Annotated in this window: 12 protein-coding genes; 6 read left to right on the top strand and 6 right to left on the bottom strand. The window is 38.4% G+C overall.

The annotated features are described in order from the left end of the window. Positions 1–197 precede the first annotated feature (197 nt). The 5 genes from BCL90_RS13025 to dapF form a co-directional block, all read right to left on the bottom strand. Positions 198–3,089: a DEAD/DEAH box helicase gene (locus BCL90_RS13025; RefSeq protein ID WP_121284383.1), complete on the bottom strand. Its 2,892-nt coding sequence runs from the start codon at positions 3,087–3,089 to the stop codon at positions 198–200. 1,186 nt (positions 3,090–4,275) lie between these two features. Then, positions 4,276–5,676, bottom strand: coding sequence for an efflux transporter outer membrane subunit (locus BCL90_RS13015; protein WP_121284619.1), 1,401 nt, complete (start codon positions 5,674–5,676; stop codon positions 4,276–4,278). Positions 5,677–5,686: 10 nt separating this feature from the next. Further along, entirely contained in the window at positions 5,687–8,869 is a 3,183-nt protein-coding gene (locus BCL90_RS13010; RefSeq protein WP_121284381.1) for an efflux RND transporter permease subunit, read from the bottom strand. Positions 8,870–8,917: 48 nt separating this feature from the next. Next, positions 8,918–10,087 carry an efflux RND transporter periplasmic adaptor subunit gene (locus BCL90_RS13005; protein ID WP_121284380.1) on the bottom strand — a complete coding sequence of 390 codons (1,170 nt, stop codon included), beginning with the start codon at positions 10,085–10,087 and terminating at the stop codon, positions 8,918–8,920. 784 nt (positions 10,088–10,871) lie between these two features. Continuing rightward, complete coding sequence (dapF, locus tag BCL90_RS12995; protein ID WP_121284378.1) at positions 10,872–11,654, bottom strand: diaminopimelate epimerase; 783 nt, start codon at positions 11,652–11,654, stop codon at positions 10,872–10,874. Positions 11,655–12,047: 393 nt separating this feature from the next. On the opposite strand from dapF, the gene BCL90_RS12990 reads away from it, so the two are divergent. Then, positions 12,048–13,595, top strand: coding sequence for a trypsin-like peptidase domain-containing protein (locus BCL90_RS12990; protein WP_208529780.1), 1,548 nt, complete (start codon positions 12,048–12,050; stop codon positions 13,593–13,595). 57 nt (positions 13,596–13,652) lie between these two features. Here BCL90_RS12990 and BCL90_RS12985 read toward each other — a convergent pair whose 3' ends face one another. Continuing rightward, positions 13,653–13,997, bottom strand: a complete 345-nt coding sequence (locus tag BCL90_RS12985) for a four-helix bundle copper-binding protein (RefSeq protein WP_121284376.1) — start codon at positions 13,995–13,997, stop codon at positions 13,653–13,655. A gap of 515 nt (positions 13,998–14,512) precedes the next feature. Between BCL90_RS12985 and BCL90_RS12980 the strand changes: the two genes are divergently transcribed. From BCL90_RS12980 to BCL90_RS12960, 5 genes are all read left to right on the top strand, one after another. Continuing rightward, positions 14,513–15,016: a hypothetical protein gene (locus BCL90_RS12980; RefSeq protein WP_121284375.1), complete on the top strand. Its 504-nt coding sequence runs from the start codon at positions 14,513–14,515 to the stop codon at positions 15,014–15,016. 323 nt (positions 15,017–15,339) lie between these two features. After that, positions 15,340–15,531 carry a cold-shock protein gene (locus tag BCL90_RS12975; RefSeq protein ID WP_010599638.1) on the top strand — a complete coding sequence of 64 codons (192 nt, stop codon included), beginning with the start codon at positions 15,340–15,342 and terminating at the stop codon, positions 15,529–15,531. A 297-nt stretch (positions 15,532–15,828) separates the two neighbouring features. Then, the gene (locus BCL90_RS12970; RefSeq protein WP_208529809.1) at positions 15,829–15,963 is read left to right on the top strand and encodes a GxxExxY protein; all 135 of its coding nucleotides are present in this window, start codon (positions 15,829–15,831) and stop codon (positions 15,961–15,963) included. Between the two features lie 280 nt (positions 15,964–16,243). Continuing rightward, positions 16,244–16,924: a succinate dehydrogenase cytochrome b subunit gene (locus BCL90_RS12965; RefSeq protein ID WP_121284374.1), complete on the top strand. Its 681-nt coding sequence runs from the start codon at positions 16,244–16,246 to the stop codon at positions 16,922–16,924. 17 nt (positions 16,925–16,941) lie between these two features. Next, entirely contained in the window at positions 16,942–18,921 is a 1,980-nt protein-coding gene (locus BCL90_RS12960) for a fumarate reductase/succinate dehydrogenase flavoprotein subunit (protein WP_121284373.1), read from the top strand. Positions 18,922–18,960 lie beyond the last annotated feature (39 nt).

Raw genomic sequence — 18,960 nt, 5'->3', positions numbered from 1 at the left:
TAAATTGTAACGGAGCTATCAATGAGACTTCCTAAAACCGGCGTCATTTCGACTGAAGCGTAGCGGAATGGAGAAATCTATTTAGTTATCTGTCATTCTAAATGCAATGAATAATCTATAAGCTATGAAATACAGGGGCTGAACCTATTCAATAAAGATCCTTCATTGCATTCAGGATGACATTTTTACTATAAAGCTTAATTCAGTATATCCCTAATATCCTCTTTACTCAACGATTTAAAGAAACTTTCTTCTGTGGTGATCAATGAATTTGCCAACGATTTTTTACGGTTCTGTAAAGCCAGGATTTTCTCTTCAACAGTATCTTTTGCGATGAATTTATAGATAAAAACCTTTTTGTCCTGACCGATACGGTGCGTTCTGTCAATAGCTTGTTGTTCTACTGCAGGGTTCCACCATGGATCCAGAATAAAGACATAATCGGCTTGTGTGAGGTTTAAACCTACGCCACCGGCTTTTATCGAAATCAGGAAAACCTTTAAGTCGGTATTCTGCTGAAATTCAGAAACGATCTCACCACGGTTACGGGTTGATCCATCCAAATAAGCAAATGGTATATGCTCTGCTTCAAAATGTTTTTTGAAGATATCAAGGTGTTTTACAAACTGAGAAAAAACCAAAACCTTGTGTCCGCCCTTAAGCACATTATCTAAAGTGTGGATTACATTTTCAAATTTGCCCGAATCGGATATGTACTCCCCGTCTATCATCACAGGGTGATTGGCCAGCTGGCGTAAAGCAGTTAAGCCCTGTAAAAGCTGCACCTGTTTTTTCGCAAAAGTTCCATCATCCATGCTCTGTAATAGATCATTACGGTAGGCCGATTTGGTTTTTTCGTAATAAGCGGCCTGGTCTTCACTCATATCGCAATAAATTACCTGTTCCGTTTTAGGTGGTAACTCTGCAGCCACTTGCTCTTTCGTTCTGCGGAGTACAAAAGGTTTGATAATTGATTGCAGTTTACGAGCTTTTTCTTCGTCCTTTTTCTTTTCGATCGCCTGCACATATTCTTCGAAGAAAAATGCCTGTGTGCCCAATAGCCCTGGATTTAAGAAAGTTAACTGCGACCATAAATCGCTTACTGAATTTTCTACCGGTGTACCGCTCAAAATCAGTTTGTTTTTCGATTTTAAGCTTCTAACGGCTTTGAACGATTTGGATGCCGGGTTTTTAATGTTCTGACTTTCGTCGAGAATAATATAATTGAAATAGAAATTTTTCATTTCATCTACATCAACTCTCGTAACGCCATAAGTGGTAATGATAATGTCGTAATTAGCAAAATTAGCGACATCTTTATTGCGGTTGGTGCCTGTATGGGCTAATATTTTAAGCTTTGGTGTAAACTTTTTTGCCTCTGTTAACCAGTTATAAATTAAAGATGTTGGCATAATGATCAGCGAGGTGGTTTGTGTGTCCAACAGTTGATCGTCTTCTTTAACTTTTTGCAGCATGGCCAAGGTCTGGATGGTTTTACCTAAACCCATATCATCAGCTAAACAGCCGCCAAAATTATACTCGCGTAAAAAGCTGAACCAGTTATAGCCTGCCTTTTGGTAATCGCGCAAAGTTCCTTTAAAGTGAACGGGCATCTGCGTATCGGCAATATCTTCAAAATCCGAAAGACGCTGAAGTTTACGCTCGAGGGTAACATTAGCCAAACTATCTTCGGCCAGATCATTGATTAAGCCGATATGATGTTTCTTTAATTTAAGTGTTTGTCCGGCTTCTGCCAAACTAAACAGACTACCATATTGAGTAAACCATTTATCTGGAATAATGGCCACTTCGCCATCAGGTAATAAAAACTCACGCTTTTTATGTAAAATATGCTGTTTTAACGATAGAAAAGGAATCTGATATTTGCCAAACCAAACCACAGCATGGATATCGAACCAATCGTTTCCTTCTTTAACTTCCAGATCGATTTTGCTGGCCCCTAATACAAATTTTTTCTGCCCGGTAGCCTGTTCAATTTCAAAACCCGATGCCTCTAAGATTTCGATATGCTCATTTACCCAATTTATTGCTCCATAGCTTGGATTTTCATCTGCTGAAGCTACTTCAAGGTTGGTGAATAATGAACTCGTTTTTTTAAGTCCTAAGGATAACAATAAATTAAACTGTTTTTTCTCCCATTCAGCCGAACGTTTGATACGGTGAAAAATATAGTTATCAGCCGTTTTTTCTAAACGCACGGTTACTTTATGTGCGTTTTCGACAGGGAAAGTATATTCCCCGTATTTAAAGTATAACTGGATTTGCGAAAGACCGCCATCTACATATAAAACCTTGATTACAGGTGTAGCCTCGAACTGTTCCGTCCTGATTTCGAAACCTTCTGCATACACATGGTGTTTCTCGATTAAAGGGGCAACAAATTTTTCGAAGTAGGTGGCTTCGGTTGTTTTCGGTATGGCAATAAAACGTTTATTTAAAAACGGTTGTAGTTTTTTCCCTTCAATATCCTGATCAAAAAAGTATAACACATCGTTCAGCAATAACCAGGCAGGTTTGTTGCTGATGATCTGCGCTTCTTTAAACATAAATTCGATGCGCAGGTTCTGGTATTTGATGGTTGGAAAATAACGTGTTTCAGTTTCGTTTCTCCGGAAATGGAAAAGGATGGATGCAGGCTCATCAGCAAGTTCTATTTTGCGTTCTACCGGCCAGCCATCTTTGTCCATAACATAAAGCTCATTTTTGACCTTTAAGATTTCTAAAGCTTCGGCAAGTTTCTTTTCAATTTTAGGACGAACATTTTCATAAAACTTATCGTCGAAAATTTTGGTGAAGAATTCAGTAGGCCTGATTAATTTTTTGTAATACTTTTTAATCAGCGAATCCTGCTCAATATCATCTAAAATTTTGATCAGCTTATAATCGATGTCACTTAAGCAGGCATTAAACTCCTCTGCCGTGTGGGTAAAAATCCGTTGGTAGGTAAAAGAAAAATCACCCTGGGGATTAAGCTGAACTACGTGTGGTTCAATTAAATAGCCGAGGTACTCATGTTTACACAAAGAGTACACCACTTTACAGGCTTTAGAACTATCGACACGTAACATTGATGGATATAAAATTTTTGTAAGCTAAGCCGCTTAAAAAACTTTAAACTTACAATATTTTGAGATTACATCAAAAGAACTGACCGTTTTTGGGATAAAAAATATATGGATTTTAAACTTGAGTTATTCTTATGATGTAAATATCTCTGGTTTACGCTCGGTAAATAACGTCACCCACGAATTACATTTGATATTTTATAAATAATCATAATCAGTTAGCCTGCCAAAGCCTATCGTGTGGACACATCTTTGTTAATTCCATCTTTGTTTTTTTAGTACACATTCATTAAGTCGGTCTTCATGCTGAATTTATTTCAGCATCTTTCCTGCTATTAAGACCCTGAAATGAATCCGATAGCTATCGAGATCAGGGTGACGACACTAGTACCAAAATACCTAAAGAATAGCTCTAAAAGCCACATTATTAATCGAACTCAAGTTAATACATAACCATTGTCTTTTTCCGCTCTATGCCGCGGGGGCATGGTACTTTGGAGCGCCAAAGTACCCAAAGCGCTTTGTCAATCCAGCAATGAGCCTTTTGCACAGTCCTACACATATCAAAAAAACAGCGGCACTTCGTTTTGTGTTCAATATTTCTTTAAACTTTAAATTAACGTTTACGAACACAAAACCACTGCGTTTCAGGTTTGTTTGTGCCAATTGTAATGAACTGCTCCTGTTTTTTTGATTCTCCTGGCCCTTGGGATTGACGGCGTTCTTCGGTAAAACCTGTAAATTTATTAAAGCAAGCTAGCAAAACGTATAAAAACCCAAACCAAAAGATGTGTCCACACGAAAGGCCAAAGCAGGAAGTTTTTAACGTGAAAGTATAATACTGCCATCTAGTGGTTGCATTCAGTCCGGAGATTTCGGCAGGGCAGGCACCATTATCGCACATGCGGAATCTCAAAACGCTTGCATTATGGATTCCAATAACCCCGATAACATACTGGTTGCGAATGACGATTCCTGGCGGAGGCCTATCAGTTCAATAGAATTCCCCTTCGTTTAATTGATTTTGAAAAATAAATTAAACCCCTCAGTATAAAAAAAACTCCGTGTTATCCGTGTCTCCGTGGCAAAAGCATAATGCGATGACCTGTGGGGACACAAGCCATGGAATGGAATGAAAAAAGGCATCCTGAAATTCAGAATGCCTTAACTTAACATGTGTTAATTATGATTATTTCCAGCCACCGCCTAGTGCGCGGTATAGATTTACTACGGACTGTAATTTTTGTAATCGGTCATTAATCCCGCTTAATTGAGCGGTTAACAAACTTTGTTCTGAAGTTAACACATCAGTATAGTTAGTCGCTGAGCTATAGCGCAATAATTCTTTGGTAAAATCTACTGCTTTGGTTAATGAGGCGATTTGTTTTGCCCTTGTTTCCTCTTTTTCTGCAGCGGTTTGATAAGCATACAATGCATTTGACACTTCCTGTCCACCAGTTAACAGCGTTTGTTGAAAGTTGTAAAAAGCAATCTGTTGATTAGCTTCAGCTGTTTTGAGGCGGGCTTTGTTCGCTCCTCTTGCAAAAATTGGCTGCGTTAAACCACCCACTAAATTATAGAAGATAGATTTGCTGAAGAAATCCTGTAATTGTAAGCTTGATAATCCGCCTGTTGCAGTAATCGTTAAAGCAGGGTAAAAGTAAGCTTTAGCTACATTGGTATTTTCAAAAGCTGATCTGAAACCAAATTCAGCAGCAATCACATCCGGACGGTTTTTTAGCAATTGTGCAGAAACCCCGGTTTGTAAATTCGCATAAGGGGTTTGCTGATCTAAAGTGGTGCGGTTAATCATGTTTGGCGCTTTAGCAACCAAAACACTTAGTGCATTTTCAGCTTCTTTGATGCTTCTTTTTAAATCAGGTACGGTTACCTGGGCCGCATATAAATTGGCCTCACTTTGTACAACTGCTGCTCCATTTACTACAGCTCCCTGTTTTAATTCCCTCATGGTTTCCACGTCCTGTGTTCTAACCTTAATGGTTTGTTCTGTAATGGCCAATTGTTTATCGAGTGCCAATAAAGTATAATAATTGTTGGCAATGGTGGCAATTAATTGTGTTTGAACAGCTCTTTTTGCGGCATCACTTTGTAATAAAGTTGCATACGCACCACGTTTTGCACTCGTCAATTTTCCCCATATATCAGCTTCCCAACTGGTACTTAACTGTGCTTTATAGGTTTGAGTTTCTAAATTAATATTAATCCCGGGAGGAAAGTTTAAGGAGGCCTGCGATTGTTTATTATCCGTAACATTTACATCAGCCTGTAGGCTTGGCAATAATGCCCCACGACTCTGTATTAGTGTTGCTTCGGCAATTTTAATCCGCTCAATCGCCTGTTTAAGGTCTAAATTTTCATTTATCCCTTGTTGGATCAGCGATTGTAAAGTGGTATCCGAAAATAATGTTTTCCACTGCAGATCTGCCATCGTAGTGGTATCTGTTGTACTATTATCGCGGTATAAACCTTCGCTTGTTACCTGGGGGCGTTCGTATTTTTTAGTTACGCAGGCACTCAGGGTAATAATGGCTAAACCGGTTAAAAGGGAATGCTTATATCTAAAATTCATTTTCTTAATATTAATGTTTGCTGTTCGCAGTAGCCAATTCATATTCCTCTGGCGTTTGTTCATGGTCAATACCTTCGTTAAAAGGCGATTTATTACTGATGCGCTCCTGTAAGGATTGGAATATGATAAACAGAGCCGGAATTACGAAAACTCCAAATATTGTTCCGATCAACATACCACCAACAGCACCGGTACCAATTGAAGTATTACCCGCTGCACCAACACCTGATGACAACATTAAAGGTAATAAACCAAGGATGAAAGCGAACGAGGTCATCAAAATCGGGCGTAAACGGGCTGTTGCACCATCAATTGCCGCATTGGCTATGCTCATGCCTTTTCTTCTTCTATCTACTGCATATTCTACGATCAAAATGGCGTTCTTGGCGAGTAGTCCCACAAGCATGATCAGGGTAATCTGCGTATAAATGTTATTATCTACCCCGAAAATTTTGTCAAACACGAATACACCTGCTAAACCAACTGGTAAAGAGAATAATACCGCTAATGGTAAAATGTAACTTTCGTATTGTGCAGCAAGCAAGAAATAAACAAAGATTACGCAAAGTAAGAAAATAAAGACCGTTTGACTTCCGCCAGCCATCTCCTCACGTGATAAACCAGAAAATTCATAGCCATATCCTGCCGGAAGATTTTTAGCAGCCTCTTCCTGAACAGCCTTTAAAGCATCACCTGAGCTATAGCCTGCATTTGGATTACCTGTTACCGCAATTGAAGTAAACAAATTGAAACGCGAAATGGCCTGTGGTCCGTATACTTTGGTTAAAGTAATAAATTCTGATACCGGTGCCATTTGCCCAGCAGAATTTCTAACAAAAATACGGGTTAACGTTTGCTCGTTTGCACGATACTGGGCATCTGCCTGGTACATCACCCTGAACTGTTTACCGAATTTATTAAAGTTTGAGGCATAAACACCACCATAATAGCCCTGCATTACACCCAATACATCACTAACCGTTAACCCAGCCTGTTTAACCTTTGCCACATTTACATCAATCTGATATTGTGGAAAATTTGGGTTAAAAGAGGTAGAAGCATATTGGATCTCAGGACGTTTACTCAACGCGGCTAGAAATCCATTTCCAACTTCGTTGAATTTTTTGATATCTCCGCCAGTTTTATCCTGCAACTGGAACTCAAAACCGCCACTGGTACCAAAACCCTGGATCGTTGGCGGAGCAAAGAAAATAATTTTAGCGCCTTTAATGCCTGCTGTTTTTGCAAACAACTCGCCAATTATGGCTTTTACATCGTGGCCTTTACGTTCATCCCATGGGGTTAATCGCGAAATTACCATACCATACGAACTGCCCGAACCACTGATCATACTACGACCCACAACCCTTAAAGTGTTTTTAATTTCAGGTATTTTGTGTGCAATACTATCAATCTTTGCAATTACAATATTGGTTTCCTCTTGCGAAGTTCCTGCTGGTAATGAGATATCGCTCATGATGGTTCCCAAATCCTCATTTGGTACGAAACCTTTCGGCGTGGTATTCATTGTCCAAACCAATACTACAGCAAAGAAGGCAATAGCCAATCCAACAATCCATTTTTTTCTGGAAAGAAAGCTTACCGATTTTTTATATTTCCCAGTTACGGCATCGAACGAAGTATTAAAAGCATCGTAAAAACGGTTTAAAAAGTTTTTAGATTTTTTGTGTTCTTCTTTGTGCGGTTTTAAGAATAAAGCACATAATGCCGGACTTAATGTTAAGGCGTTAATGGCCGATAAAATGATCGAAATAGCTAGTGTTAAACCAAACTGCTTGTAAAATACACCAGATGATCCGGAGATAAAACTCACCGGGATAAATACGGCAGCCATTACCAAAGTGATCGAAATAATCGCTCCACTAATATCGTCCATCGCATCTATGGTTGCCTTTCTGGCATCTGTATAACCTTCATCCAGCTTGGCGTGTACGGCCTCTACTACTACAATCGCATCATCCACCACAATACCAATGGCAAGCACGAGGGCAAATAAGGTTAGTAAGTTGATGGTAAATCCAAATAAACTCAGGAAAAAGAATGTTCCGATAATCGCTACCGGCACACTGATTGCCGGAATCAATGTTGAACGGAAATCCTGTAAAAAGATAAATACTACAAGGAACACCAAAATAAATGCTTCAATCAGGGTGTGAAGCACTTTTTCTATCGATGCATCCAAAAAGTCGTTTACGTTAACCAAAGTTGAGTAATGCACCCCTTTTGGAAAAGATTTTTGAGCTTCATCAAGGGTTTTGATAGAGTTTTCGATCACCTCTTTTGCATTTGAACCTGCTGTTTGGTTAATCGCAATACCCAAAGCCTGTTTTCCGTTAAATTTAACCGAACTGGCATAACTCTGTGCACCTAATTCGATCCTTGCAATATCTTTTAAACGGAGAATCTGACCGTTATCGGTGGTACGGATAATAATATTACCAAACTGGGCCTCATCTTTTAACCTACCCGTATATTTTAGGGTATATTGAAATGCCTGATCGCCAAGTTCTCCGAATTGACCTGGAGCGGCCTCCACATTCTGATCGGCAAGGGCAACGTTAATATCGTTAGGAACCAATCCGTAGGTTGCCATCACATCAGGTTTTAGCCAGATACGCATGGTATAATCCAACGTTCCGAATGCACTTGCATCACCTACACCATTGATCCGTTTAATCTGCGGGATAATGTTGATGTTGGCATAGTTCTGTAAAAACTTCTGATCGTAAGAAGGATCATCACTATATAAACCGAAGATCAATACGTTACTCGCCTGTCTTTTAGCTGTAATTACCCCAGATTTGGTAACCTCTGCAGGTAATAAACTGGTTGCACGCGCCACCCTGTTCTGTACGTTTACTGCTGCAAGATCGGGGTTGGTACCCAGCTTAAAGTTTACGGTAATGGTCGCGGTACCATCGTTACTGGCGGTAGAAGTCATGTAGGTCATGTCTTCCACACCGTTTATCTGCTCTTCCAGCGGAACAACAACGCTATTCATTACCACATCAGCATTTGCACCCTGGTATGAAGTAGAAACCTGCACCGTTGGCGGGGCAATTTCCGGATATTGTGAAACCGGCAACGTAGCTAAACCTAAAACACCGAGTATAACGATGATGATGGATATAACCGTTGATAAAACCGGTCTTTCTATAAATTTCTTAAACATAATTAATATTGATTACACTGCAATAGTGTGATTGGCAACATGATATTGTTATTTCTTGATATCAGCATAAACTGAATCGGCACTTTTCTCTTCAGGTTTAATTTTCGTTCCGTCTTTTAAGGATTGGAAACCCTCCAAAACAACTTTATCTCCAGCTTTAAGTCCTTTAGTTACGACATAGAATTTGCCTTTGGCCAAATCCATAATCTCAATTTCGGTGTTAATGGTTTTAGCAGAATCGCCCAAAACATAGACGAATTTTTTGCCCTGTAAATCAATAGTTGATTTCTGAGGAATTAAAATTGCATTCTCAATGTGTTGAGGAATCCTTACAGAAGCACTTGCGCCATTTTTTAGTAAAGAAGTAGGGTTGGGAAAAGTTGCTCTTAAACTTGCAGAACCCGTGCTGGTGTTAATCTGTCCGTTGATGGATTCGATTTTACCATTTTGTGCATAAACTGTTCCATCGGCAAGCACCAAACTCACAGCTGGGATGTTTTTCATCTGCTGGGCCAAAGTATTCCCTTTATAGGTTTTAGAAAAATCTAAAAGCTGTTTCTCATTTAAAGAGAAGTAAGCATAAACCTTTGAGGTGTTAGAAACTGTTGTTAAAGGTTGTGTACTGGTACTGCTTACCAAACTTCCATTTCTGAAAGGAATACTGCCAACCACACCATCAACCGGGCTTTTAACTGAAGTATAACCTAAGTTAACCTGCGCATTTACCAATTCGGCTTTTGCCTGTGCCAATGCTGCTTTTCTGCTTTGAAGTGTTAATTGAGCAGCATCAAGATCGTACTTGCTAATAATGTCTTTTTCTACCAAAGGTCTGGTTTTATTTACGGTTAACTGGGCAGCATTAACATCGGCTTCGGCACTACTGATGGCCGCTCTTGCTGTCCGTACCTGTTGTTCATATTGTGGTGCGTTAATCGTGAAAAGTAACTGACCTTTTTTAACCACTGCACCCTCATCTACAAAAATCTTTTCGATAAAGCCGTCAACTTTTGGGCGGATGTCGATATTTTGGATACCTTCAATCGTTGCCGGATAATCAGAATCTAAAGTAGTGTTTTGTGTATTTACGGTAAAAACCGGGTAAGCTTGTGGACCAGCTGCTGCTGCAGCTGCGGCTTTTTTAGCAGCATCATTGTTTCCGCAGGATGCTAAGAGCATACCCATGCTCATGCTAAAAAAGAGAGTTGTTACTTTTCTCATGGACTATTTCTGTGTGTGTATAAATTTGAATTTCCGGAATTAAGAGCGTCGTCAAAATTTAGGACTTTGATTTTCGCAAATAATTGTCCAAAAATAGAGCCTAACCAAAAATAAATCTGTCCAAATTCTGTCATTTAATCAATCGATTGATTTATTTTGTGTTTCAAAATGTGATTTTGCTTATTTAAAATGCTGTTTTTTAGCTTTTTAAGGGGGCGTTTTTAGCCTGAAATGAATGTGTAAATATCTTGAGACAGATGTTAAATGGTGTTAAAATTGCTTGTTATGAAGCAATTTTTATACTATTAATCCTGTTTATTTTAACAAACAAAAAGCGTTAGTAGTGTATGTTTTACATTATAACATATTATCTTGCTCTAACTTCTAATAATGAAGATATGAAATATTTTATGGTAATACTCTTATTGTTATGCTGTGGTTGTTTAGTGCCGGGAGCGCCTCATTGGTTTAAGTATAAATCAAATGGTAAATATGTTGATTCGGTTATTATAATTTCTTATCCCAATGCCTTAACTTATAAATATAAATCTGCAAAAAGAGATTATGATAGCATTTTAGTGCTTGATCCTATTCATAGAGTTTTTCGGAGGATGGAAATTAAAGAAAATTTTTATTTTAATGAAACACCACACTACTCTTTCCATAAAAGAGAGTCATGGAATTTAGTCAAAATGGAGAAAGTGGATTACGTCATTATTAAAAGGTATCACCTACATTCGGTTACTGTTGATACCCTTTGTTATATAAAGTGAGTTAAGGCTATTTACTCCACTTCGCCTTCAAAAACCAATTTGGCCGGGCCACATAAAAATACATTGGTAAATGCTTTACCATCGTAATCAAATTCTATTTTAATATCGCCGCCCAAAACCTTAATATCAGTTTTAACATGGCCGGTTTGGTTTTTGTGTTTTGCCATAGCCATGGCCACCGCTGTTACGCCGGTGCCACATGCATAGGTTTCATCTTCAACCCCGCGTTCGTAAGTGCGCACAAATAAATGATCACCTTTATCTTCAACAAAGTTTACATTTATACCTTTTTCTGCATAAGTTGAATTGTAGCGTATGCTCTTTCCTTCGGTAAAAACGTCAAAATCTTTTAAATCAATTTGCAGCGAAACGTAATGTGGCGAACCAGTATTCAATACATAAGCTTCGCCATCTTTGGTAATGGTATCTACATCAATCATTTGTAAATCAACCCATTCTCCATTTTCTGAAATTCTGGCATAATGCGGACCATCTACTGCCAAAAAGTTTGTTTCCCGGTCGATAATGCCGAGCTGTTTGGCAAATGCAACAATGCATCTGCCACCATTTCCGCACATGCTGCCCAGTTTACCATCTGCGTTAAAATAATGCATTTCAAAATCGTAATCCTCGTGCTTTGTAATGAACATTAATCCATCGGCACCAATGCCAAATCTTCTGTGGCAAAGGTATTTAACTAGCTGATTGTCAATGTTTTTTAATGGGCTGGTAGTGTGGTCTATTAAAATGAAATCGTTGCCTGCGCCCTGGTATTTATAAAAATTAATTTTCATGAAAGCTTCATTTTTTAATGCAATATTTGAGTTGCAAAAGGTAATAAGCGGATTGTGTTTTTTAATTTAACATTTTTTAACACAAAACTAAGTGCTTTGAGGATACAAATATCGTTTATATGGTATTAATTTTGAATAAACTTGCTAAAGAAAATTTAAGCAGATAAAAACTGCTGGAGCATCCTGCTTAAATCAAAATGAAAAACGCTCCCGCAAACAATAACATTTAACAAATGAATATGATAAGCTAAACAAATAGCTAGCAAAACGGCTTATTATAAATCACAGCTTTAAAACATAATTAACAAATGAAACCATTAAAAGCTAACCAATTTTAAAAGTATATTAAGCTTTTAATAGCTTCATGACCATTAAAAAACAATATACAAACACATGAAAAAAATATTAGGAATTACCGTGTTAGCTGCTTTTATAGGTGGGGCAGCAGCAATTGGAGGTTACAAACTATTTGAGCGTAACCAAACAGGCAGTACCATTACCGAAAAACAGAATTTGTATTTCGCCAATAATCCATTAAAAGTATCATCAGCAGGCGCTACAGATTTTACACAGGCCGCAGCAGCAGTTGCACCAGGTGTGGTTCACATTAAAACAACCTACGCAGCATCGAAAGGGCAGGGTTCTTCTTCTCCTTTTGATATGATGGAAGATTTCTTCGGCGGCGGTGGTCGCCAGATGCAGCGTCAACCAAGGGCTGCGTCAGGTTCCGGTGTAATTATTAGTCAGGATGGTTATATCGTTACCAACAACCACGTAGTAGAAAATGCAGAGAAGGTTGAGGTGGTTTTAACAGATAGGCGTAAAGTAGAAGCAAAAGTAATTGGCCGCGATCCGAATACAGATTTAGCTTTAATTAAAGTAAACGCAACAGGTTTACCAGTAGTGAAAATGGGTAACTCGGATAATGTTCAGGTAGGAGAGTGGGTATTAGCTGTAGGTTTCCCTTTAGATTTAAATACAACAGTAACAGCTGGTATTGTAAGTGCTAAAAATCGTAGTATTGGTATTATTGGTCGTGAGCAACAAGGTAACGAAATTACAGAAGAGGAATACCGCGAATACCAACGTACTGGTAAAAGACCAGATCGTCCGGCAAATACCAGTATCGAATCATTTATCCAGACAGATGCTGCCATTAACCCTGGTAACAGCGGTGGTGCGCTTGTAAATGCAAATGGTGAATTGGTAGGTATTAACTCAGCAATTGCTTCACAAAGTGGTTATAATCAGGGTTATGGGTTTGCAATCCCAGTTAACTTAGCCCGTAAAATTGTTGACGATTTTATGAAATATGGTTCAGTTAAACGTGGTTATATTGGCGTTAACTTTGTGCCATTAAGTGGTGAGGAAAAACCTGAAGGTATTAAAACCAACGAAATCAGTGGTTTGTATGTGAATGATGTGGTTGCTGGTGGCGGTGCTGCTGCGGCGGGCATTAAATCAGGCGATGTAATTAAAAAAGTTGATGGTGTGGTAATCAACGATTCACCTGATCTTCAGGAAAGAGTTGGTCGTTTAAACCCTGGCGATAAAGTTAAATTAACGGTATTGCGTGGTGGTGCCTTGAAAGACTATACGGTTACTCTTAAAGGCGAAGCCAGTGTAGGTTTAACTGCAAATAATAATGCAAGTAAAGGTGCCGAAGTAAGTAAACTGGGTGCAACTTTCGCTCCGGCTACCCAAGCGCAGAAATCGAAATATGGTATTAACAATGGTGTGGTTGTAACATCAGTTACCACCGGAAAAGCTTTCGACAATATTGGGGTGGAAAAAGGTTTAATTATTACCAAAGTAAACGGACAACCTGTAAATTCTGTGGCCGATGTTCAAAAAGCATTGCCTTTAGGAAGAAACAATATGGTGAGTATTTCTGGTGTTGGTGAGCAAGGTTCATATAACTACAGCTTCCCTGCACAATAATTAAAGAGTAATAAATAGTTTAAAAGGCTTCCCGGGTTTAAACCTGGGAAGCTTTTTTTAGTCTTGATTTATAGGTTCGTGGTTAGCGTGGCAAGCATCTGCACATTCTTCGCAAGCCACCGCACATTGTCTGCAGTGTTCATGATCATGTTTGCTACATTCAGCCGCACAGAGCCTGCATATTTCTTCGCAAAGTAGTAGATACTGGTGGGCGATAACTGAATCTCTTTGTAGCAATCTGGCCGCCTGGGTACAGATATCTGCACAATCCCTGTCGAGTTTAATACAATCAATCATCATGTTGATATCTTCTTCTTTTAAACAGGATGATGCACAATGTTCGCAAGCTAAAGCGCAATCCAATAAAGCCTGGATCAAAGCATGGTTGTTTCTCGTTTCCATATCAGTAGTTATTTTAGTTATAAATGTTTTGTATAGTAATAACCTGCTGGAAATTAAACTGTTTTTAAAAAATGAATTGAGGAGTTTTAGTTGATCTAATGGTCTGTGTCCCACAGACCATCTCGTCATATCTTTTTTCACAGATTATTTGTCATCCTGAACGCAGTGAAGGATCTTGATGTGAGATTCGATCAACGAATCATCATTGCGAGAAATCTAACTAAATGGATCTCTCCATTTCGCTGCGCTACAGTCGAGATGACGACCGTTTTATGGGAGTCAGTCAATGTTACTATAGTCCAAAGGGCATTTTTAAATTTACTTATCTAGGGCTATTTGTTAAAATACCTTAAATCTTTGCTAGTCAGCTCCCTTTCTTATACGCTAACCAATATTCATCCGTTTTTCATAATCAAGATTTAGTTTCGCTACTACCGGTTGATAATCAACCTTTACCGATACGCTAAATTATTTTTTTATAGTTCCATTTGAATCAGCAACAAAAACCGAATATTATGGCTTTAGCTAAGATTAACCTAAGTGTAAAACAATATTTCAATTTCATGTGCAGAACGGATTTTGAAAGGCGGATATTTCACGATACTTACAAAGAATTTCAAAAAAGATCCAAAATATACAGCTTCGATCAACACCTGCATACCTTTTCTCAGATGCAGCAAGCGAATGAAAAGGCAAATACGCTAAATCAAAAACTTCAGTATTCGGTAATGGACAGCATTGCAGCCTTAGAACATAAAATGCCTGTTTTAAATGATCTCGAAAATCATCCAGTCCTTTTCGATTTAGCCGAATTATATATTTATAATTCTGATCTGTTAAATAAAGCAGCTCATATAGTTTCGATCACCTATACAAGTCCGGATTTAATTTTACACGAAATCGTTGGTGATTTGCTCATCCTAAGCTATACTGCTAAAGCCCACGAAACATTAGTTGTAAAAATCACAGAAAACCTGATGGTGAATTATGAGCAGCGCGAAAGTCTTGTTTATAGTTAAATTTAAGCCTGGTTGCTGTAACGTAACTTTTGGTTCTGGATTTTCAATGTTATTCATCAATAATTAACAGTCGGAACAAAGTAGTTCATTTTGTTGTTTATGTTTTTTTTACGCAGAAAAGCGATTGGACAAGGCCTGTTTTGAACATGTTTTATGGATAAAACCGGGCGGTACATCAAAAATTAATGGATTAAATTTGGTCGCTAATAGGGCTTAAAAGGCAAATAGTCAATGTATTTAGTATATATTCTACAATAAAAAAAATAAAAAATTGATTTATAGGTATTTAACTCTATCTTTGGTTCAAATTAAAATACAATATAATGCAACAAGGAACAGTAAAATTTTTTAATGAAACTAAAGGTTTCGGATTTATCACTCCATCTAATGGCGATGCCGAAATTTTTGTTCATGCTTCAGGCTTAATCGATAACATTCGCGAGAATGATACCGTAAACTACGATGTAGAAGAAGGTAGAAAAGGCCTAAACGCGGTAAATGTTAAAGTAGCTTAAGAAAACTCGAACACATAAATCGTAAAAAGTCCCGATGCAAATCGGGACTTTTTTTTATGCCATTATTTTTTGAAGGTTAAGCGTTTCTTATAACCTCAATTCGATTAATATTTATATTGACTAATTTTGAGCCCTTGAAATTAGCATGACGATCCTGCTAAACAGACCCTGAAATAAATTCAGGGTGACGCTATGAATGAAGAATGTCCGTATATACCTTTAAAGAAATATTAATAAACGAACTAAGGTTAATAGTTTGATTATTAACATTAAGGACGTTAAGAAAACGCTGTCGGAATAAAAGCGATATCGAATATTCTACCTGTTCATCATGCACAACTCCAAACCTATATGAAACTTCTTAATGCTCCTCAGGGATTATTGATTAATTTTTCACAGAAAATATTACAAAAAGCATTGTGCCTAGAGTAAATGAATATTTCAGTATTTTACCAGACAGATAACTTTAACAATCTTGGTACACACACCTAATGCTCTTAATTCCTTAATGGTTAAAAACGTTAGGTCATGCCACACATTACTAATACTAGGAATCGAAACCTTAAATAATCTCCCATTCTTTCGATTAATTCCGAATATGCTTTAGAATGTTTCTAAATAAATGTTTTATCGCTGTTTTGTCATAATCGTTTATAAATTAAACTCATAATTAGATACTTTTGCAAGAAATTTAGATATAAATCCTAATCAAATGAGTGGTTTCGGAAATGCGTTTTCTTCATCAATAGGGAAGAAATTCATAATGGGTATTACAGGTTTGTTCCTGATACTTTTTTTAATTGTACACTGCGGTATTAATGCTTTAATTTTTATTAGCGACGGTGGTTTGACATTTAACGTAGGCGCACATTTTATGGCCACCAACTGGATTATCCGGGCTGGCGAGATTGCGTTATTTATTGGTTTGCTTGCACACATTTTTCAGGCTTTACGTTTAACATTGCAAAATCAGAAAGCACGTCCGGTTAAGTATGCAGTAAACGATGGTAAGGCAAACAGTAAATGGTACAGCCGTTCCATGGGCTTGCTAGGTACGCTTTTGCTGATCTTTTTGGTGGTTCACCTGAAAGATTTTTGGGTAGTTTCCCGTTTTACAGGCATCCCAACAGTTGATGCCAACGGACATGAAGATCTTTATGCGGTAATGAAAGAAAAATTTCAGGATCCGGTAAGGGTTGCCGTATATATTTTGGCTATGTTTTCTTTATGCTATCACTTATTGCATGGTTTTGCTTCTGCATTCCAAACACTAGGATGGAACCACTCAAAATATAATGGTATAATTAAAGGAGCTGGCGTTTGGTATTCGATTATTATTTCGATCCTTTTCGCAGCCATGCCGATTGCAGTTTATTTCGGTCTTATTCAATAATTTTTAGCACAAAAGATATGTCAGATATTAATTCAAATATTCCAGAAGGCGAATTAACCAGCAAATGGACAAAATATAAGTCTTCTGTGCCTTTGGTTAACCCATCGAACAAAAGAACTATTGAAGTAATCATTGTAGGTTCGGGTTTAGCAGGTGCTTCGGCAGCGGCTACTTTGGCCGAGATGGGTTACAAGGTAAAATGTTTCTGCTTCCAGGATTCACCACGTAGGGCACACTCAATCGCTGCTCAGGGTGGTATTAATGCAGCAAAAAACTATCAGAATGATGGTGATAGCGTTTATCGCCTTTTCTATGATACGATTAAAGGTGGCGATTACCGCGCCCGCGAAGCTAATGTGCATCGTTTGGCTGAGGTAAGTGCTAATATTATAGATCAATGTGTGGCACAGGGTGTGCCTTTGGCACGTGAGTATGGTGGCTTGTTAGATAACCGTTCATTCGGTGGTACACAGGTACAACGTACGTTCTATGCCGCAGGTCAAACTGGTCAGCAGTTATTATTAGGTGCATATTCTGCTTTAGAACGCCAGATTGGTATGGGTAAAGTGGAAATGTATACCCGCCACGAAATGCTTGAGGTTGTTAAAATTGATGGCAAAGCACGCGGCATTATTGCACGTAACTTAATTACAGGAGAAATCGAACGTCATTTTGGTCATGCAGTGGTATTAGGAACAGGTGGTTACGGAAACGTATTCTATCTTTCTACCAACGCGATGGGAAGTAACGTTACAGCGGCTTGGAAAGCGCACAAACAAGGTGCTTATTTTGCAAACCCTTGTTATACGCAGATCCACCCAACCTGTATCCCGGTTTCTGGCGATCACCAGTCTAAATTAACACTGATGTCGGAATCGTTACGTAACGATGGACGTATCTGGGTGCCTAAAAAGAAAGATGATAACCGTAAAGCTTCAGAAATTCCTGAAGATGAAAGAGATTATTATTTAGAGCGTCGTTACCCTGCTTTTGGTAACCTGGTTCCACGTGATGTGGCCTCTCGTGCTGCGAAAGAACGTTGTGATGCAGGTTATGGAGTAGGTGCTTCTAAATTGGCTGTATATCTTGATTTTAAAGCAAATACAGAACGCTACGGAAAAATCGAAGCTTCTAAAGCGGGTAACCACAACCCTGATAAAGAAACCTGTATGCGGTTAGGTACTGAGGTAATTAAAGCTAAATATGGTAACCTGTTCGATATGTATGCGCAGATTACCGGTGAGAACCCTTACGAAACCCCAATGCGTATCTATCCTGCGGTTCACTATACCATGGGTGGTTTATGGGTTGATTATAACCTGATGACCTCTGTGCCTGGTTTATATTGTACAGGTGAGGCTAACTTCTCAGATCATGGTGCTAACCGTTTAGGTGCATCTGCATTGATGCAGGGTTTGGCTGATGGTTATTTCGTTCTTCCTTATACTATTGGAGCTTACTTGTCGAAAGAAATTTCGGTAAAAGCAATTCCTACTGATCACCCTGCTTTTGCAGAGGCGGAAGAAAGAGCAGTTGGTATCTTAAATAAGCTAATTAATATTAAAGGAACTAAGTCAGTAGATCATTTCCATAAACGTTTAGGTCACATTATGTGGGAGAAATGTGGTATGGCCCGTAACGAAAAAGGTTTAAACGAAGCAATCCAGGAAATCAGAGCACTACGTGCTGAATTCTGGAGCGATGTTCGTGTACCTGGAACAGCTGATGAGTTAAATACCGAACTCGAAAAAGCAGGTCGTGTAGCTGATTTTATCGAACTGGGCGAGTTGATGTGTATAGATGCTTTAAACCGTAACGAAAGTTGTGGTGGCCACTTCCGTGAAGAGTATCAGACAGAAGAAGGTGAAGCATTACGTGATGATGAGAACTATGCTTACGTAGCCGCCTGGGAATTTAAAGAAGGTGTAAACTTCGAACTTCACAAAGAAGAATTGAAGTTTGAAAATATTAAAGTTGCACAAAGAAGTTATAAATAGTAGCAAGATGGTAAGTATCAAGTATCAAGACTTGAATTA

It is taken from the genome of Pedobacter alluvionis (genome assembly GCF_003664035.1).
GTDB classification, from domain to species: domain Bacteria; phylum Bacteroidota; class Bacteroidia; order Sphingobacteriales; family Sphingobacteriaceae; genus Pedobacter; species Pedobacter alluvionis.
The sequence above is the reverse complement of the archived record's forward strand: the minus strand, read 5'-3'. Positions and strand labels throughout refer to the sequence as shown.